This window comes from Nostoc flagelliforme FACHB-838 (genome assembly GCF_014698065.1).
Classification (GTDB): domain Bacteria; phylum Cyanobacteriota; class Cyanobacteriia; order Cyanobacteriales; family Nostocaceae; genus Nostoc; species Nostoc flagelliforme_B.
Genome location: NZ_JACJSI010000130.1, coordinates 1 through 17,521, shown reverse-complemented (window position 1 = coordinate 17,521; position 17,521 = coordinate 1). Strand labels below are relative to the sequence as shown.

The following is a 17,521-nucleotide window of genomic DNA, read 5'->3' as shown; positions in this document are numbered from 1 at the left end:
TTTGTTGCTATAAGCATTGACTGACAAGCCTTTTCGCTGCTTTCTTTCCCACTATCTACTTCTCTCTGGGCTGATTTTTCTCTTGTTCCTCGATTACTGAATCGGTGTTCTAGTACTACCGTTATAGCTGACGAGATCAATTTTACAGCCAGCCATTTTTTTAATTCTTCCTGATGCAGTAAGAACTAAGACGGATATATAAATAGTAGATGCACCTTAATTAAATCATAGCTTTCAGCTTTTAGCTGAGGGCTTTTTTTTGTTGATAATATTTTTATTCTGCAAAATAAATTTTGATGCAAGTCTAATTTTCCCGGATATAGCAATTAACAAAGCGGATATATAAATAGTAGATGCACCTTAATTAAATCACAGCTTTCAACTTTTAGTTGAAGGCTTTTTTCTTGCCTGATATTTTGTGATTTGTGTAGAAAATAATTTTGTGTACAACTCAGATATTCCCGGATATAGCAATTAATAAAGCGGATTAATAAATGGTAGATGCACCCTAATAAATTACAGCCCTCAGCTTTTAGTTGCGGGCTTTTTTATTGCTGTAATGCGTAAAAAAATAATTTTGTATATAACTCAGATATTTCCGGATATAGCAATTAATAAAGTGGATTAATAAATGGTAGATGCACCCTAATAAATTACAGCCCTCAGCTTTTAGTTGCGGGCTTTTTTTATCTAAATATAGATGGCAGCAAACTTGGAGCTAACCACATTGCATAACCAAGAAATCCAAACAGTAAGGTAATCAGGGTAGTAATGCCGTAGCTAATGCAAATTAATAGACCGTCTGATTCGATGGTAGCAACAGTTAAAAGTAAAATACCTATAGTGGGAATGGGATTTGTAAAGGGAATTGGTAATATTAGTAATACTGTTAATAAAGAGATGCAAAACCCATTAATTCGCCAAATCAAAGGATTAGAGGCTATTTTTGCCAATCGGGGACGGGCGATTTTTTGGAAAATTTTGGTAATACGTCCCAAATTTTGCAAAAGTAACTGGGCGAAGGGACGAGGAAATTTGTAGTTAGCAATTCTTTTTGGTAGCCAAGGCGATCGCCTCCCTAAAAGCATTTGCACTGACAATAGTAAGCAAGCACCACCAAAAGGGCCAGTTAATCCCGGTGGCATAGGAAATAAAAAGGGCAAAACTAATAATGTAATTACCAGGCTGAACCCTCGTTCTGAAGTTTCTGCCAGAATATCACCTAGAGTCAATGGTTCTTTAGCTAGGCGTTGCAACAGGGACTTTATATCTTGAGAAAATCTCAGATGCATTTGGCGTTAGTTGATGCGAGTTCCCAATTTGTAGTAGAGGGAGATGGAGGAGATGAGGGAGAATAACTCCTAAGTCCTAACTCCTAACTCCTAATTCCTGGCTTGTAGGGGTACTAAAACAGCTATTGCTTTAGGTATAACCCGAAAATGAGCAGGTGTGTAGGTAGTGATTTCACCATCTGTATTGATAGGGCGTGGTTTACGAGTATGCACCTTTATTTCTTGACCTTGAAGAGACCGTACATTCTCCCAATGTATATGTCGCCCTTGTCGCATTGCGGGTAGTAATAATATAATCTGCCACCAGTGTTCTATCTCCAAGCTATAAAGGTCTAACCTTTGATCATCTATTGTGGCATCGTCAGCCACTGTCATACCACCACCGTAATAGCGACCGTTACCCACAGCAATTTGTACTGTTTTTACACGAACTGATTCACCGTTGATTACAATCTCCGCAGTAAAAGGTCTAGCTTCCCAAAGTACTTGTAATGCAGTAGCAGCATAAGCAAATATTCCCCAACGACGCTTGACTTCTTTGGTAAGCCGTTGGGTAATTTTTACACTCAATCCCAGACTGGCAACATTAAAATAGTGCTTGCCATTCACCCACCCCAAGTCTACACGGTGCAAATTTCTATGTGCGATAATTTTGCAAGCTTCCCTGAGGGAATTTGGGATTCCCAAAGTTCTTGCTAAATCGTTGGCAGTTCCCAGAGGCAAGATTCCCAAGGGCAACTGAGTATCAACTAAAGCATCTACTGCGGCATTGAGAGTCCCATCTCCTCCGCCAATAATTACCAAGTCAACTTGATGCTGATAGCGGAGTATGACTTCAGCAAGATGTTTGGGGTCTTCTGTAGACTCCTCAATTAAATCAAAGTCAAGTTCCTTTAGATATTGAATCGCTTCCGACAGACCCTTTTGCCCTTGGCGAGCATGACGATTTACTAACAGCAGTGCGCGGGAACTCATGGTTAGTACCTTTTGTAGTTGAATGTCCAATTATCCGCATTCATATATTCTGCTTTAAGTTGACTATAAAAAAATGTTTAAGCTGTTATAAACTATATCAACAATTCATTTTGTTAGCATTTAGTAGATTCTGACGACTAATTTATAATGTTTTTATCTAGTTTAGTTTTATTAGTTTTCGTTATACCGATCCAAATAAAATAAGATTATTACTCACTATATAACTACAGGTTATATTTTTTTTTACAAAGTAGAAAATTACTCAAATATAACGTTCCCGTATGAGTAAGGTAAAGAAAGAAAGAATTAACTAAAAATAAATATAGTAGGGGTATACATCTGTGCGCCCCTATTGGTGTAGCTCTGATAGATTGAAAATTATCTACGCTAAAGCGATCGCACCTTGAAAGCGGCTTTTTTGTTTAAATCCCCATCTTCATTTTTAATTTTGCTATTATGACCCTTTAGGGTCGGTGTCGCCACCAAGAAGTGTTCGAAACACGTCCTTTAGTAAAAATAAAAATGCTGCAACTAATAGTATGAGCATTAAATTAGCAAGGGCAGCAAAGGGAGAGATGATAAACAAGATTAGAAGCGCAAATATAAAAATTTTTAGTAATGTCTTATTCATCTTTTTTCCTTTTTAATAATAGGTTGTACTTTATACAAATAGTTGATTCTCAACAATCTGTCACCTGCCCTCTGTTAGATTTAACCTGTCCACGTTTACTTTTGTAGTCAAGGCGCTTTCTTTGAGAACTGCGAGTCGGTTTGGTGGGTTTGCGTTTTATTGTCACAACAACTGCGCTTTGAATGAGTTCTTGAAGTCGTTTTAAAGCTGACTCCCGATTGTTCTCTTGACTTCGGTGTTCCTGTGCTTTAATTACAACAACTCCATCCTGAGTGATGCGTCGATCATTTAACTTTAAAAGCTGTTCTTTATAATAATCGGGTAATGATGAAGCCGCAATATCGAACCGCAAGTGAATCGCCGTGGAAACCTTATTTACATTCTGGCCTCCTGCTCCTTGCGAACGAATCGCAGTAAGTTCAATATCAGTCTGTGGGATAATAACTTTATTGGAAATTTGCAGCATTACTCACAAGGTAAAAGAGGAACATTTAAATTTCGGATACAAATTATTTACTCCGTTTCTTCGGCCAAATTTATTACTACATCTTGGTCTTCATTGTTGTTCAAATTGACTTCTAAAGTCTGTCCTTGGATTGTCACTTGATCGCCCGGTACTAGTCGCCGTCCTCGTCGGGTTTCTAGCATACCATTTACTTGGACATCGCCACCTTGAATCATCAGCTTGGCTTGGCCTCCAGTTGGTACTATACCCATCAACTTTAAAAACTGATTTAATTTAATTGTATTATCTCTGATCTTTTTCATACTAAATAAAACTACATTACTTTAATTGTATCGTGGCGGGTGTTATCAAGGTAAAGCGTGAATCTGTGGCGCTACATTAGTCCATATTAAATTAAATTAAACATCAAGTACTTTGTCCAGTTTAAATGGATATTGTTGAAGAGAAGCCTAGCCCCAAACAGATATGCTGATTTTAAAAGCTGCTGAGTCTATCAATCGGAAGATGAATTTATACTTAAAGTTCAGTAGTTTTAAGTAAAAGTAGAAATCGGCTGAGTTTGAGTAAGCTTTGTATCTTTACAAAAGCATAGCGATCGCTATGAAAAAAACTGTGATGCCAGTTTATTATCTATAATGTTAATCGGCAAAACTGCCAGATATAGGTGAATAAACTAGTCTGGAAGGTTCTTTAAGTCTGTTCAGGGGACTGGATCTATGATTAAGCTCGGTTTATTGGTACAGTCCCAGAATAACTATTTGGGTATCGGAAAAGTTACAGAAATATCTGATGCCAACGCGGTGGTTGAGTATTTCTGCTCCATAGGGCAACGTCTTCAAAAAACTTTACCTTTAAATTCTCTCTCTCAAGTCAAGCTTGAACCCCAGGCTCGATGCTATATTAAGTCTCAAACTCAGGATAAATGGATTGTTGGTAGAGTTTTTATTTGGGATGAAGATACAGAGATGTATCAAATTGATTTACCAGATAAGAAAACTGCGATCGCTACTGAAGAAGATATTTACGTTCGTTGCAATTTACCCAACACAGACCCCATCGAAACTCTGGGAATGAAGGGTCACGAAACGCCCTACTTCCACGATAAAAGATTGGCTTTCGTCAAATCCTTAATTAAGCAACGCGCTGTGAGTCGCGGGATGACGGGATTGATTTCGGCAAATATTAATCTTTATCCTCACCAAGTTGAAGTAGTCCGGCGGGTACTGGAAGACCCAATTCAACGCTACTTACTAGCAGACGAGGTGGGACTGGGAAAAACCATTGAAGCGGGTGCGATTCTGCGTCAATTCCTCCTTGATGAACCGAAAAAAAATGCGGTGGTACTAGTTCCGCAATATTTACTCAAGCAGTGGCGGACTGAGTTAGAAAACAAGTTTTACATCTCCCATTTTGGCAAACGGGTAGCGGTGCTGGCGGTTGAAGATATCCATAAAATCAACCTGAAAGCGAAGATAGGCTGCTTAATTTTAGATGAAGCCCATCATATTGCGGCAATGGCGACTTCTAAGGATGCAACAGTGCGCCAGCGTTTTCAGACTTGCAAAGAAATTGCTCATAAAAGCGATCGCTTACTTTTATTATCTGCCACTCCTGTTCTCAACCATGAGCAAGATTTTCTGGCCATGTTGCACTTGCTCGACCCAACAACCTATAAAATTGGTGATTTAGCAGGTTTTCGCGCCAAAATTGAAAGCCGTCAGGAAATTGGTAAAGTTTTGCTTTCTTTTAAAGAAGATGCAGAGCCTCTGGTTCTCAAAAGTAACTTGCAGCAACTACGAAGTCTCTTTACTGAGGATGAGTATTTACTGAAGCTGGCGGATGATTTGGAAAATTGTTTACAAGCAAATTCGACTGAGCAAGAGCAAATCGTCCAAGCAATTCGCGTCCATGTCAGCGATACCTATCGACTACACCGCCGAATGCTCCGCAACCGTCGCGCTGCGGTGGAAGATGTGATATTTGACCGCAATTTTACGCCCAAAGAAGAGTACGATTTAGACGAGCGATCGCTTGATATTCACGAACTGCTCAATCAATGGCGTAGTATTGCTCCTGGTGAAAAGGAATATCAGCGAATTTTTCTGTTGTTATTCTTAGCTGCTGGTACTTGGTTAGGCATTTTAGAGCAGGTAATTACCGCCCGATTAACTGGTAAACCTCATGCTAAACTCATCCAAGAGTTTAAAGAAGATGATGTTCGCCTATTAACTACAACCCCCAAATTCTCAGGGGAAGAAGAGATTCTGCAATCCTTCTTAAAAATTATTCGTCAACCTCAAGAGGATGGACAACGCACGGAAAGTTTGAAAACCTTGCTACTAAATCAATTAGGTACATACTTCAAAATTCCCGCAAACGTTCGCAAGAATCAAAAGGAATTCATCACTAGGATACAGCAGAGAATTAAAAGACCAATTACTGGCGATATTCTGCCCAAATTTATTGTATTTACCAGTTTTGTGCAAAGTTGTGGCGAAATCGTCCGGTATTTATCTGATAGCTTTGGTGCAGAGACAGTAGCCAGCCATCAATTTGGAGAATCACCAGACAAGGTTGAGGAAGGCTTAAATAGGTTCAAGAATAACCCAAACTGCTTTATTTTAGTATGCGATCGCTCTGGAGAAGAAGGGCGTAACCTCCAGTTTGCCGATTGGTTAATTCATTTTGACCTTCCTTGGTCGCCTAATCAATTAGAGCAGAGAATTGGCAGACTTGACCGCATTGGCAGCAAAATTGGCATCCAATCCTGTGCCTTGATTGGCCCTTATTTAGAAGATAGCCCTCACAATGCTTGGTATAAAGTCTTAAAAGATGGGTTTGGTATTTTCCAACAATCAATTGCCAGTCTCCAGTTTTACGTCGATGAGAAACTTGCAGAATTAGAAACAGTTTTGTTTCAATCAAGCGCTGCTGGACTGTTAGAGATGATTCCGCCAATTCAAGAGCAAATTGAAGCGGAAATAGTGAAAATTAGCGAACAAAATACTTTAGATGAAATTGACGCTAATGATGAAATCGCAACCCAATATTTTCAAGATTTAGATAATTATGATGCTTGCCATCTAGAAATTAAACGGGCAATTGAAGGCTGGATTTGCGATGCACTAGGATTTAAGGCGCTCAATAACCCAGATTCATCAGAGATGCGACGTTATCAACCAACAACGCGCACCTTGGTTCCCATAAATGAGCTAAAAAACCGTTTTGCGGAGAGTTATTTAGACCAATTTGGTACTTATAATCGCAGGGTAGCAAATCAGAATTCTGGTGTTAAACTCTTTCGTATTGGTGAAGGGTTCGTAGAATCACTCTGGAACTATATAAACTGGGATGACCGAGGTGAAGCCTTTGCGCTGTGGCGCACTGATGCTTCTTGGGATGCAAAAGAAGGGAAGGAATGGTTCGGTTTCCAATGCAATTATGTAGTTGAAGCAAATTTAAGAATTGCCAAACAAGTTTTACTAGATAACAAACTAGATAATTCTCAATTCAAAAACTTGCAGCGGCGTGTTGATGCTCTATTTCCGCCAATTATAGAAACTATCTATGTTGATGGTCGCAAGGAGCCAATACGCGTTGTTGAAGATAAAGCGCTCTTAAATATTCTCCAACGTCCCTACAAAGATAAAAACAATAATCAAGGGCGAGATTACAACTTGGCAAAAGAGCGCTTAGGAATTATTGACGATTTTGTTGACCCTAGTAAATGGCAAAATTTTTGCTACCAAGTGCGTAATACTTCCTCAGAATTACTCGCCAACCGTCCCGATTTTATTGAGTTATGCCAAAGTTGTGCTAAGGTTGCCGAAAAAAAATTAGCCAATAGAGTCGAACAATTACGTTTGCGCCTAAACCAGCAAAGTTGGGATCAGGCATTAGCTGAAGAATTGAAAATAGAAACTGCTTTAAATGCAGCGATTTTAGAAGGAATTCGTCAGCCACTTCTGAGGCTTGATTCTGTTGGTTTCATTATTGTATCAGGGCGATCGCTTATGCAATTTGAGTAAGTTTATGTGCAGTTAAATAATTTTGGTCACTTTACTAACCCCATTCCTTAAACGGTGTGGGGTTTTTTAGGGCAATTAAATCTTGTACTTATGCTAATACTATTTCAATTGATGATTGCAACACATTTTTGGGTAAAGACGCGATGAATCGCGTTTCTACAAATAGTCTATTTGTCGCATTATTTTTTTAAATTGGTATAACTTCAGCAATATTGTGCTTTTCTCTCAACCAAAATTCTCTTTAGGGACTTCTAACAAATACAGCAGATTGCAACAGGCGTGAGGTACAGATAATCGTAGGGAACATATTGTGCCCCTACCCATGTACTTCATTTACCTGAAATATGCTGTAAATTACCCAATCTTGTGAGGAAGTGGGCAACCCGCCTTTAGTTACTGAGCGCTCGGCGAGAGTAAAAACCAGTCTAGAAAAAGCTTTTAGGATTGCCTCGTTCCCAGTCTCCGGCTGGGAATGCCCTTCGTTGAGGCTCTGCCGCAAGTCTTGAGGCAGAGCCACTTTTGATTTGCATTTAGGCTGGAAACGAGGTTTTAGAAGAGTTTTTGCTTAAGTTGACACCAATGGCGAGACGCCCACCCCACCCCACGAGAAGTAGTTGAGTATTTTTATTTGCAAGTCCCTTACCCCCTCTGCGTCTTTGTGGTAGCCTGTGGCAAGCCGCTACGCGTTTACGATAATCCTTAATTCTCCTCCCTACCCTCTTGCGAATTCTTAATTAGTTGATACACTTGTTCTTCATTAGCCCAGTGAACCAGCGCCTATGGTGCATATCAAGCGCGTGGAACTTACGAACTTTAAATCCTTCGGTGGCACTACCTCAGTCCCTTTGCTACCGGGGTGTACTGTCATATCTGGGCCAAATGGTTCAGGTAAATCTAATATTCTTGATGCACTGCTATTTTGCCTAGGACTCTCCAGTTCTAAGGGAATGCGAGCCGATCGCTTGCCGGATTTGGTAAATAACACTCAAACAGCTAAAGGACGTGCTTCTATTGAGGCTAGCGTCACAGTAACGTTTGATTTGTCGGATGAAATCTCACACAAAGATACCCAGTCTGTAAGGCAGCAAGCAGATGAAGATCAGGAGAATTCCCACTCCCCACTCCCCACTCCCCACTCCCCAACTGAATGGAGTGTTACCAGAAGGCTACGAGTTACTCACCAAGGATCTTATACGTCGAATTACTATATCAATGGTGAAGCTTGCACGCTGACAGAGTTGCATGGACAACTAAGTAACCTACGGGTTTATCCTGAAGGCTACAACGTGGTGCTGCAAGGGGATGTCACCAGCATTATCTCAATGAATGCGCGGGAACGGCGGGAAATTATTGATGAATTGGCAGGGGTGGCGGCGTTTGATCGCAAAATTATCCAAGCCAAATCAACTTTAGATGAGGTGAAGGAAAAGGAAGATAGCTGTCGGATTATTGAGACAGAATTAACTGCACAGCGCGATCGCCTTTCGCAAGATCGTGCTAAAGCTGAGAAATATCAAAAACTCCGCACGGAATTTCTAGCGAAACAATCTTGGGAAGCTGTTTTATCATGGCGATCGCTACAAGCACAACAAGAAAAGTTAGTTCACGAAATTCAAACAGGCGATCGCAATTCTACTGAACTCACTACCCAACTCACAAACCTAAATTCCGAAATCGTTCAAAAAACTGCTGAACTTGAACAACTCAATGCCCATGTAAAAGCATTGGGAGAAGAGGAACTTTTGGCGGTACAATCTACCCTCGCCACCCAAGAAGCAGAACGAAAACAACTCCAGCGTCAGCTAACGGAATTAGAAACAGCTTCTCAAGAAACTGCTAAACGTCTGACTCAAACTCAGCAAGAGATTCAAAAATTCCATCTTTCCTTAGAAGAAATTGCCAAAACACAGATTGTAGAGACAGGATTTATCGCGTCTTTCCAGCAACAAAGAAATGAGGCACAGCAAGCTTTAGAAACTTCCCGCGAAGCAGCCGCAGAAATAGCCTCCGCTTCCGAAGCGTGGGTGCAGCAACAAACGGCATTTAACCGTCAAATTGAAACTTTGCTGCAAACTCTGGAACCGCAACGCACAGAACAAGCACAACTCAGGGAACGGAATAATCAGTTACAGCAGTTAATCCAAGAGCAAACCCAGTTAATTGAACGCGACGAACCCGAATTAGCCCAAAAACAAGCTCAGTGCAGCCAAATTGAAACGGAATTTAACGCCTCTAGCGAACCCATCCAAAATTTAGCCCAAAATCTCTCAGCCACAGAACAAGAACTGCAAATTCAACAAGAAACCCAAAAGCGCCTTTTGCTAGAACAACGAGAAAAACAACGCCAGTTGGATAAAATCGAGGCGCAAGCACAAGCACAGCAAGAAGTTCAAGGAACCCAAGCGAGTAAAGTCATTTTACAATCGGGAATGCCTGGACTTTGTGGCTTAGTTGTGCAGTTGGGAAGGGTAGAACCTCGCCATCAATTAGCCTTGGAAATGGCTGCTGGTGGACGCTTGGGACATATAGTCGTGGAAGATGATAGCGTAGCCGCAGCGGGTATTGAATTGCTCAAACAGAAGCGTGCAGGGAGAGCAACTTTTTTACCACTAAATAAAATTCATGCTCCTAAATTTACTCAAGATGCTACGCTGCGTTTTGCTAGCGGCTTCGTTAACTACGCTGTTAACTTAGTCGATTGCGATCGCCGTTACAAAGACGTATTCAGCTATGTTTTCGGCAACACCGTAGTTTTTGCCAACCTTGAAGCGGCGCGGAAAAATTTAGGACTGTATCGCATCGTCACCTTAGACGGGGAACTCTTAGAAACCAGTGGTGCAATGACTGGTGGTAGCAACACCCAACGTTCAGCGTTGCGGTTTGGCAATGCGGAAGCGGCGGAATCTGATGAAGCGATCGCTTTAAAAACTCGCTTGGTGGACATTGAACGAGTTTTAGAGCGTTGTACAGAAGCGATCGCTACTTTGTCAGCCAGAACCAAAAAACTGACTCAAGAACTCACAGAAGCGCGTCAGGCGCGGCGCGAACAGCAGTTGCAATTGGAACAGTTGCAAAAAGATATTAAGAATTTGACAGCGCAATTAGAGGGGACGCGATCGCAACTTGCCCAAAACAGTGAAAAGTTAGCCACCGCCCAATCCCGTCTGGAAATTTTAGAGCGGGAATTACCTGGGCAAGAAAATGAATTACAACAATTACGACACGCATTAGCAGAGTTAGAAGCATCCCAAACGCCCAGCGAATGGCAACAAATCCAGGCGAAAATTAAAATTCAAGAGCAACAATTGCAACAACGGGAGACAGCATTACGGGAAGCTGAACAAAAATTAAAAAATTTGGAAAATCAGCAACAGCGTTTGCAAGAGAAAATTCAAGAAGGGGAAGAGCGAATTGCCCAATATCATCGTGAGCAAGAGACACGAAAAAATCAACTAACTTCTCTCAGCACCCAACACTCAGAACTCAGCACTCTAATTACCGAAACACGGGCAACGCTGAGTCTTATGGAACAAAATTTGGGAGAAGAAAAACAAAAACGCGACGCTACAGAACTGGAAGTGCGATCGCATCTTTTACGCCAACAACAATTGCAATGGGAAATCCAAAAACTCCAAGAAACCCAAGAGAGGCGGCGGGAGGAACTAATTGCACTGCAAAGCCAGCTGCGGGATATGGGAGCAGAATTACCTAATCCCTTGCCGGAAGTTCCAGATAAAGTAGACTTGGAAGAATTGCAGAAAGAATTGCGATCGCTTACTAAACGCTTACAGGCAATGGAACCTGTTAATATGTTGGCGTTAGAAGAATACGAACGCACTCAAAACCGTCTCCAAGAACTGACGCAAAAATTAGAAACATTAGAAGGAGAACGCACCGAACTACTTTTGCGGATTGAAAACTTTACCACATTGCGGCAACTTGGCTTTAAAGAAGCTTTCGACGCTGTTAACGAAAACTTTCAATCAATTTTTGCCATCCTTTCAGACGGTGACGGCTTCTTACAACTCGAAAATCCCGAAGATCCCTTTAGTAGTGGGCTAAATTTAGTTGCACATCCCAAAGGTAAACCAGTACAGCGCCTAGCTTCCATGTCTGGGGGAGAAAAATCACTTACAGCCTTGAGCTTTATTTTTGCCCTGCAACGTTACCGCCCATCGCCATTTTACGCCTTTGACGAAGTAGATATGTTCTTAGATGGGGCAAACGTAGAGCGATTAGCTAGAATGATTAAACAACAGTCACAACAAGCGCAATTTATAGTTGTGAGTTTGCGTCGTCCGATGATAGAATCAGCCGAACGCACAATTGGCGTTACTCAAGCACGAGGAGCTTATACTCAAGTTTTGGGGATTAAGTTACAATCATCCAATACATCTGCTTGAGTTTTTGTTAATAATAGTGTATAGATAAACCACGTAATGTGCGAGTTTCTCTCAAACCTAACCCCCAAACCCTTCCCTACCAGGGAAAGAGAGCAAAAATCAAAGCCTCTCTCCCTGTGGAAAAGAGGTTTGGAGAGGGGTTCTAAGAATAAGTTGCACATCGCGTTAAACCGGATTCGAGATCAGGACTCGGTATAGAATGACCTCCGAACAGATAATTAGGCGTTCCGACATATTAAATACCCAGGTGATTACCCGCGACAACGGCAAGCGGCTAGGCATCATCAGTCAAGTCTGGGTTGATATAGATCAACGAGAGGTTGTGGCTCTTGGTTTGCGAGACAGCCTGATCTCCATTTCGGGCATACCGCGCTATATGTACCTCAACAACATCAGCCAAATTGGTGATGTCATCCTGGTTGATAACGAAGATGTCATTGAAGATATCGAAGTTGAATCTCTCAGCAATCTGATTAACTGGGAAGTAATTACAGAAACAGGTGAAGTATTAGGCAAAGTTCGGGGTTTCAAGTTCAACGGCGAAAGCGGGAAGCTTAACTCCATAGTTATTGCTTCTTTAGGATTGCCCCAAATTCCCGATCAATTTCTAAGTACTTATGAGTTCTCAGTAGATGAGATTGTCAGCACTGGCCCCAATCGGTTGATTGTGTTTGAGGGAGCCGAAGAACGGATAAACCAGTTGACAGTTGGTTTACTAGAGCGTCTGGGTATCGGCAAAGCACCGTGGGAACGCGATGCAGAAGAAGAATACGGCTATACTCCACCCCGCCAAGTTGCCCCAGCCAATCAACTACCTAGTGGAGTGCCATTGCAACCACCCAGGCAAAAAGTTCGCGCCCCCGAACCCGTAGCGCGGGAAGAGGAATGGACAGAAGACTATGTGGAACAAGAAAGACCACAGCGTCAGGTAATGAAAGCGCGGCAGTATGAATCTATTCAATACGAAGAAGATGAGGAAGAAGATAACTGGAGCGAGGCAACAGGCAGCGACAGGTATCAACAACCGCAGCCGCTAAAGTATGATGCCCAGCCTTATAGCAAGAAGCCTTATGTTGATGAATACGATGATTATGACGACGTAGAGGGCGATGCTTGGGAAGATGCGCCAAAACCGGTGAATATCCCCAAGAAAATCAAGGAAAGACAGCCAGAATACGAAGAAGAAGGCGGATATTAAGTCCACTCCCAACCCCCTCCTCGCCAGCGAGGAGGGTTTTTTTATCCTAAACAGAATTCAGGATTCAGAAGTCAACGCCAACGGCATAGTACCTCTTAGAGACGCTACGCGAATGCTTATAACATTTCTTTGTGAGCCTGCGCCAAACCCTTTTAACTTTTTTTCTTTCTTTCTTCCTGTCCTTTGCGTCTAACTTTTACGAGACGCTGCGCGTAGCTTGCTTCTCCGTAGGAGTATGCGATAGCCTGCGGCAAGCCGCTGACGCTCTTTCTCTGCGAGACGCTACGCGAACGTCGCTACCGCTTCTCTACGAGAGGCTTGTCTGCGACACGCTCCGCGAACGCCAACGCTAATGCGTCTACGTTTTTCTTTTTTGTACTTAAATATGGTTTAGCGCATCTTCATACAGAATTGGTATTAAAGCGAGTCTGCATACTTCTATCAAGAAGCTACACGCAGCGTTTCGCAGAGAGGTCTTGATTCTGACTTCTAAATTCTTCTTCAAAAGCCACCGTTAGGAGTTTCTGTAGCATTAGGACTCTCTGTAGTGGCCGGTTGGTTAGTATCGGGAAGTTTTTGTTGAGTATTTTTCTGACTACCTTGATTTTCTATTTTAGGTAGTGCCTGTTTTGCCAGATTTTCGGCTGCTTGTTTAAATAATGGTTCTATTCTGTTTCGCCAATATTGAGTATTAGGCAACTTTTCTGGATGGTTTCTATAATCTAAAACTTTATCCCATTTACCATCATCTATTGCTTTATTAATCTCATTAGATAACGCCTCCGCCTTAGCCCAATCTTCCTGCCACTGAGCAATCATTTTGCCCGTCTCTTGGATGCCAGAAGCAGCGTTTGCCGGAATCGTTCTTAAAAGTGCGATCGCTCCAACTATATCTCCTGAGTCATACTTCTGCCTTGCTTGTTCTATAATATTGGCACTGTTATCACTAGGCTGCGATCGCTCTAATTTACCAGTATCGTCAGTTGACCCCTTCGGCTTTTCGGGTAATGGAGTTGCGACATTTCTAGACTTTGGTTTTGCCTTGGGAGTCGGTCGAGTCGCAATCAACCTACTATCATCTACAATCCTAGTTGCAATGCCTTTTTCGCGCAAGCAAGAAGCCCATTCTTGATTATTGGTTATCACATTCGAGCGTGCCCAAGCCAAATCACCAGATTTAAGTTTAACTTCTATCCAACCTCGTTTTGTCTGTTTGCCAGTTACCTCGAAACTGGTGTTATCGGCAACTGTTTGCACAACATTATCAGAATTTCTCGAACTAGGTTCAGAACGAATATTAGAATTTTTGACGACAACAGCCGAGCATTTGTTTGCTAAGGCAGTGTCCTTACCTGTAAGATTTAAAGCTAAATTTTTCACATTTGGATATACATTTGCTGCCAAGGCAGCCGCACTACCCGCCAATAATATGCCAATTAATAACGGCCATGGGTCGGATTTATTAGAGTCTTGACGCGCAGGTTTAGCGGGGACAGGATTTGCTGGTGCAACTGCAATCGTTTGCACCCGAGATACTTGAGGTCGAGATTTGGTGGATTCTTGAGGTGTGGAAAGTACAGGTACAGGATTAATTGCGTCTTGACATGCTTGCAGTGCTTCCGTGGCGTTTTGGTAGCGGTCTTTGAAGTGATAACGTACCATCTTGGATAACACTGCCGCCAGTCGATGGTTCACGGTTACTGAATGCCGCCAGATGATTTCCCCTGTTTCCGGGTCTTCTTGCAATTGTGTTGGCTGTAATCCTGTTAACGCTTGAATGGCGATAATGCCGAGGGAATAGATATCACTGTTGGGGCGGGGTTTACCTTGCCCTTGTTCTGTCGGCATATAGCCAGGAGTGCCAATAACTACTGTGGCAGAGGGTTGTGCGCCCACTGTTACCAGTTGTGTACGCAGTTGTTTCACTGCTCCAAAGTCCACTAAAACTAACTTATTATCTGAAGCGCGACGAATGATATTATCCGGTTTGATATCGCGGTGAATCACGCCTTGGCGATGGACAAATTCGAGAATTTGCAGAACTTCTTGCAATAGTTGAATAACTTGGCTTTCACTCCAGCGCTGACCAGATATAAGTTCCTCAGCTAGGGTATGTCCTTCAATATATTCTTGTACTAAATAAAATTCTTGGTTTTCGTCAAAGTACGCCAGCAACCTGGGTATTTGGTCATGATTGCCCAGTTTTTCTAAAGTTTCGGCTTCGCTGTTGAACAGGCGTTTAGCAGTATCAAAAACTCTGGGGTCAGTTCCGGGTTTGAGGTGCTTGACAACGCAGAGGGGATTGCCTGGCCGCCTAGTATCTTGGGCAATGTAGGTTTGACCAAATCCTCCCATTGCCAGGACTCGAATTACTTGGTAACGATGGTCTAGTAGCTTGCCTATCATGTTCACTCCCCAGAGTTATTACCTAATTTTCCAGCTGGTAATAAATATCTCCAAATTTTCTTCAATGAAATCCGCTATCTTGAGAAAAGATTTAGATTAAAAACGCAGCTTTTTAATAAACGCAGACTGTTTATTTTTCTTTTAGTGCCCCTGTTTACTACCAATGCCACCTAAAATAACAAACTCAGTTGCATGGCAGCAGGCTGAAATCCTCATGCAGCCTGCTTTCATTCGCGTTATCGACAATATCCGCAAGCAGCTTGATGAATCTTCATGGACGGGGACTTACCACGATGTCTTGATTTGGCCGCCTAGCACCACTGATGAAATCAAAGCATTGGTGACTGAGTTGTTGCAAGCAATGGAAACTGCAACACCCCAAGAAGCAGATGAAATCAAAGAGACCCTGGCTCGTCTGCCGATGCCCCATCCAGGATATCATCTACGTTTGCAGCGTCAACAGCAAGAAGCGAGTATCGATTTGTGGGAACTGTGTTATCAGGTGTGTTTTCTTGAATACAGCCCACAGAAGGAAGGTGCTGATATTGATACTAGTTTAATTGATGAACTTGGTGAAGTCGATTGGCTGCGTTTGGATGCGAAAGCAAAGGAGTTAGTTGAGGAGGCGTTTGCTAAATTGCTAGAAGGTTGAAACCCTCAAAATAGAATACACGAACAAAGCCCACCTGTGTGGGCTTATGAGGTAATGTGATCGCTTTTTCTTCAAGCAGCAAAATCTTCACTCATGCGGCTGTAGTCAATTGAGTTGTTCGCTTCTGACTGTGTTTTCAATTTGGCGAGAAATTCTTCCATCCTTGGTATTGCTAATTGATGGAATGCGATTTGATTGTCCTGACTCTTAGCCGAAATATCTGTAATAGCTTGAAGAGTCATCTTGGTTGTTTCTGAGACAGTTTTATTTTGGACAACAAATTGCTCCATTCCTGGTATTTCTAATTGAACAAATCTAGAATCATTTTCCATTGGTTCACTCAAACTGCCTTTTTACAAAGGGAAGGTTTTGGATATTACCTAATAAAAAAGATATTTTTTTAGAATCACTCCATCTTAATTATTGGCACATCTTGCAAGTTGAAGGTCAAACAGTGGGTGATAGATACGAAGAATTAGAATTACATTTAAGACCCCGTACTACAGAAACAGTATCAATAAAGATACCAACAGATACATTGCGATCGCTCGAAAAAGTAGCAGCTAATCGAGACATGAAACTTGATACATTACTCAAGTTTTACATTGGGCAGAGTTTGCAGCAAGATATAGCCTTAGAAAGGGCTATTAAAGAAGGTGAAAATACTGAAACTGTCAGCCGCGAAGCTATTTTCAAAATTTTGGACAGTAAAGGATAAATAGAGAGTTCATAAAAAGCTTTGAAGCGATCGCTTTAACCATAACCCCTTTCATCCCTACGCCGCCCTTACAAAACCTCAAACTCTTCTACACTTATCCCAGCTTGTCGTAAAATACTGCCCAGCGTACCAATACTAATTTCTCGATGACGAGGCACAATCGCAGTACGGGTTCCTTCATCGGTAGATTTGGCAAACTTTACGTGACTACCCTTTTGGCTAACTTCCCCAAAGCCTGCTGCTTCTAATCTACGCTTAACCTCACGATAAGGTAATGGTTTAAGCGGCATCTATTTCTATTTGAAGTGTCTTAATTTGAGGAAGAACAGTAGCTACTGGTGGTTCAAAATGTAGTGACAAAGCTTCTTCAAGATTAGCCAATGCCTCAGTTTCAGTCTCGCCCTGGCTAGCAATATCAATCTCCAAGCACTGTGCCACAAACCAGTTACCTTCCTGCCATACGCTTGCAGCAAAAGTTCGTTTCATAAGTTTTTATTGTTCGGCACTTTCTTTTGATTTGATTATACGCTAGAAGAAAACCGGAGGTGCATTGAAGCCGCAAACGCTTATTTGCGTGCGATTCGTTCAGTCGAAACCTGAATAGGGGGGATGACTGGCAATAGTTGAGTAACCCACTATTATGGGTAGAGTTCGCACTTTAATCCTCAACTAATGACAACTCACTATCCATGTAGGTGAGGAAATCTAGCCGAGCATTAGCCTAGACAGCTAGAGGATTAATGGAAAAGATT

General features: G+C 42.0%; 14 protein-coding genes. 5 read left to right on the top strand and 9 right to left on the bottom strand.

Annotated features, from left to right (window positions below; all coding sequences use genetic code 11):
- Positions 1 to 686: 686 nt before the first annotated feature.
- From H6G97_RS32445 to H6G97_RS32430, 4 genes are all read right to left on the bottom strand, one after another.
- The gene (locus H6G97_RS32445; protein ID WP_190944574.1) at positions 687 to 1,292 is read right to left on the bottom strand and encodes an exopolysaccharide biosynthesis protein; all 606 of its coding nucleotides are present in this window, start codon (positions 1,290 to 1,292) and stop codon (positions 687 to 689) included.
- Positions 1,293 to 1,382: 90 nt separating this feature from the next.
- Positions 1,383 to 2,267 carry a lipid kinase gene (locus tag H6G97_RS32440; protein ID WP_190944573.1) on the bottom strand — a complete coding sequence of 295 codons (885 nt, stop codon included), beginning with the start codon at positions 2,265 to 2,267 and terminating at the stop codon, positions 1,383 to 1,385.
- A gap of 680 nt (positions 2,268 to 2,947) precedes the next feature.
- Positions 2,948 to 3,364 carry an alternative ribosome rescue aminoacyl-tRNA hydrolase ArfB gene (arfB, locus tag H6G97_RS32435; protein WP_190944572.1) on the bottom strand — a complete coding sequence of 139 codons (417 nt, stop codon included), beginning with the start codon at positions 3,362 to 3,364 and terminating at the stop codon, positions 2,948 to 2,950.
- Between the two features lie 47 nt (positions 3,365 to 3,411).
- Positions 3,412 to 3,666 carry an RNA-binding S4 domain-containing protein gene (locus H6G97_RS32430; protein ID WP_190944571.1) on the bottom strand — a complete coding sequence of 85 codons (255 nt, stop codon included), beginning with the start codon at positions 3,664 to 3,666 and terminating at the stop codon, positions 3,412 to 3,414.
- Positions 3,667 to 4,080: 414 nt separating this feature from the next.
- Between H6G97_RS32430 and dpdE the strand changes: the two genes are divergently transcribed.
- A complete protein-coding gene (gene dpdE, locus H6G97_RS32425; protein WP_190944570.1) occupies positions 4,081 to 7,392 on the top strand; it encodes a protein DpdE in 3,312 nt (1,103 codons plus the stop codon).
- Positions 7,393 to 7,708: 316 nt separating this feature from the next.
- Here the strand turns inward: dpdE and H6G97_RS32420 are convergent, their stop codons facing one another.
- Positions 7,709 to 7,909 carry a hypothetical protein gene (locus tag H6G97_RS32420; RefSeq protein WP_190944569.1) on the bottom strand — a complete coding sequence of 67 codons (201 nt, stop codon included), beginning with the start codon at positions 7,907 to 7,909 and terminating at the stop codon, positions 7,709 to 7,711.
- 262 nt (positions 7,910 to 8,171) lie between these two features.
- On the opposite strand from H6G97_RS32420, the gene smc reads away from it, so the two are divergent.
- Both smc and H6G97_RS32410 read left to right on the top strand, forming a co-directional pair.
- The gene (gene smc, locus H6G97_RS32415; RefSeq protein ID WP_190944568.1) at positions 8,172 to 11,795 is read left to right on the top strand and encodes a chromosome segregation protein SMC; all 3,624 of its coding nucleotides are present in this window, start codon (positions 8,172 to 8,174) and stop codon (positions 11,793 to 11,795) included.
- Positions 11,796 to 11,994: 199 nt separating this feature from the next.
- A complete protein-coding gene (locus tag H6G97_RS32410; protein WP_190944567.1) occupies positions 11,995 to 12,993 on the top strand; it encodes a PRC-barrel domain-containing protein in 999 nt (332 codons plus the stop codon).
- Between the two features lie 501 nt (positions 12,994 to 13,494).
- On the opposite strand, the gene H6G97_RS32405 is transcribed toward H6G97_RS32410, so the two are convergent.
- Positions 13,495 to 15,399 (bottom strand): serine/threonine protein kinase, encoded by a 1,905-nt coding sequence (locus H6G97_RS32405; protein ID WP_190944566.1) that lies wholly within the window; start codon positions 15,397 to 15,399, stop codon positions 13,495 to 13,497.
- A gap of 163 nt (positions 15,400 to 15,562) precedes the next feature.
- Here H6G97_RS32405 and H6G97_RS32400 point away from each other — a divergent pair, with 163 nt between their 5' ends.
- Positions 15,563 to 16,051 (top strand): hypothetical protein, encoded by a 489-nt coding sequence (locus H6G97_RS32400; RefSeq protein ID WP_190944565.1) that lies wholly within the window; start codon positions 15,563 to 15,565, stop codon positions 16,049 to 16,051.
- 71 nt (positions 16,052 to 16,122) lie between these two features.
- On the opposite strand, the gene H6G97_RS32395 is transcribed toward H6G97_RS32400, so the two are convergent.
- Positions 16,123 to 16,383, bottom strand: coding sequence for a hypothetical protein (locus H6G97_RS32395; protein WP_190944564.1), 261 nt, complete (start codon positions 16,381 to 16,383; stop codon positions 16,123 to 16,125).
- A gap of 122 nt (positions 16,384 to 16,505) precedes the next feature.
- On the opposite strand from H6G97_RS32395, the gene H6G97_RS32390 reads away from it, so the two are divergent.
- Entirely contained in the window at positions 16,506 to 16,769 is a 264-nt protein-coding gene (locus H6G97_RS32390) for a hypothetical protein (protein ID WP_190944575.1), read from the top strand.
- A 68-nt stretch (positions 16,770 to 16,837) separates the two neighbouring features.
- Here H6G97_RS32390 and H6G97_RS32385 read toward each other — a convergent pair whose 3' ends face one another.
- Both H6G97_RS32385 and H6G97_RS32380 read right to left on the bottom strand, forming a co-directional pair.
- Positions 16,838 to 17,059, bottom strand: a complete 222-nt coding sequence (locus H6G97_RS32385) for a type II toxin-antitoxin system HicA family toxin (RefSeq protein WP_190944563.1) — start codon at positions 17,057 to 17,059, stop codon at positions 16,838 to 16,840.
- Positions 17,049 to 17,255 (bottom strand): type II toxin-antitoxin system HicB family antitoxin, encoded by a 207-nt coding sequence (locus H6G97_RS32380; protein ID WP_190944562.1) that lies wholly within the window; start codon positions 17,253 to 17,255, stop codon positions 17,049 to 17,051. Before H6G97_RS32380 ends, H6G97_RS32385 begins: the two co-directional genes overlap by 11 nt.
- Between the last annotated feature and the right edge of the window lie 266 nt (positions 17,256 to 17,521).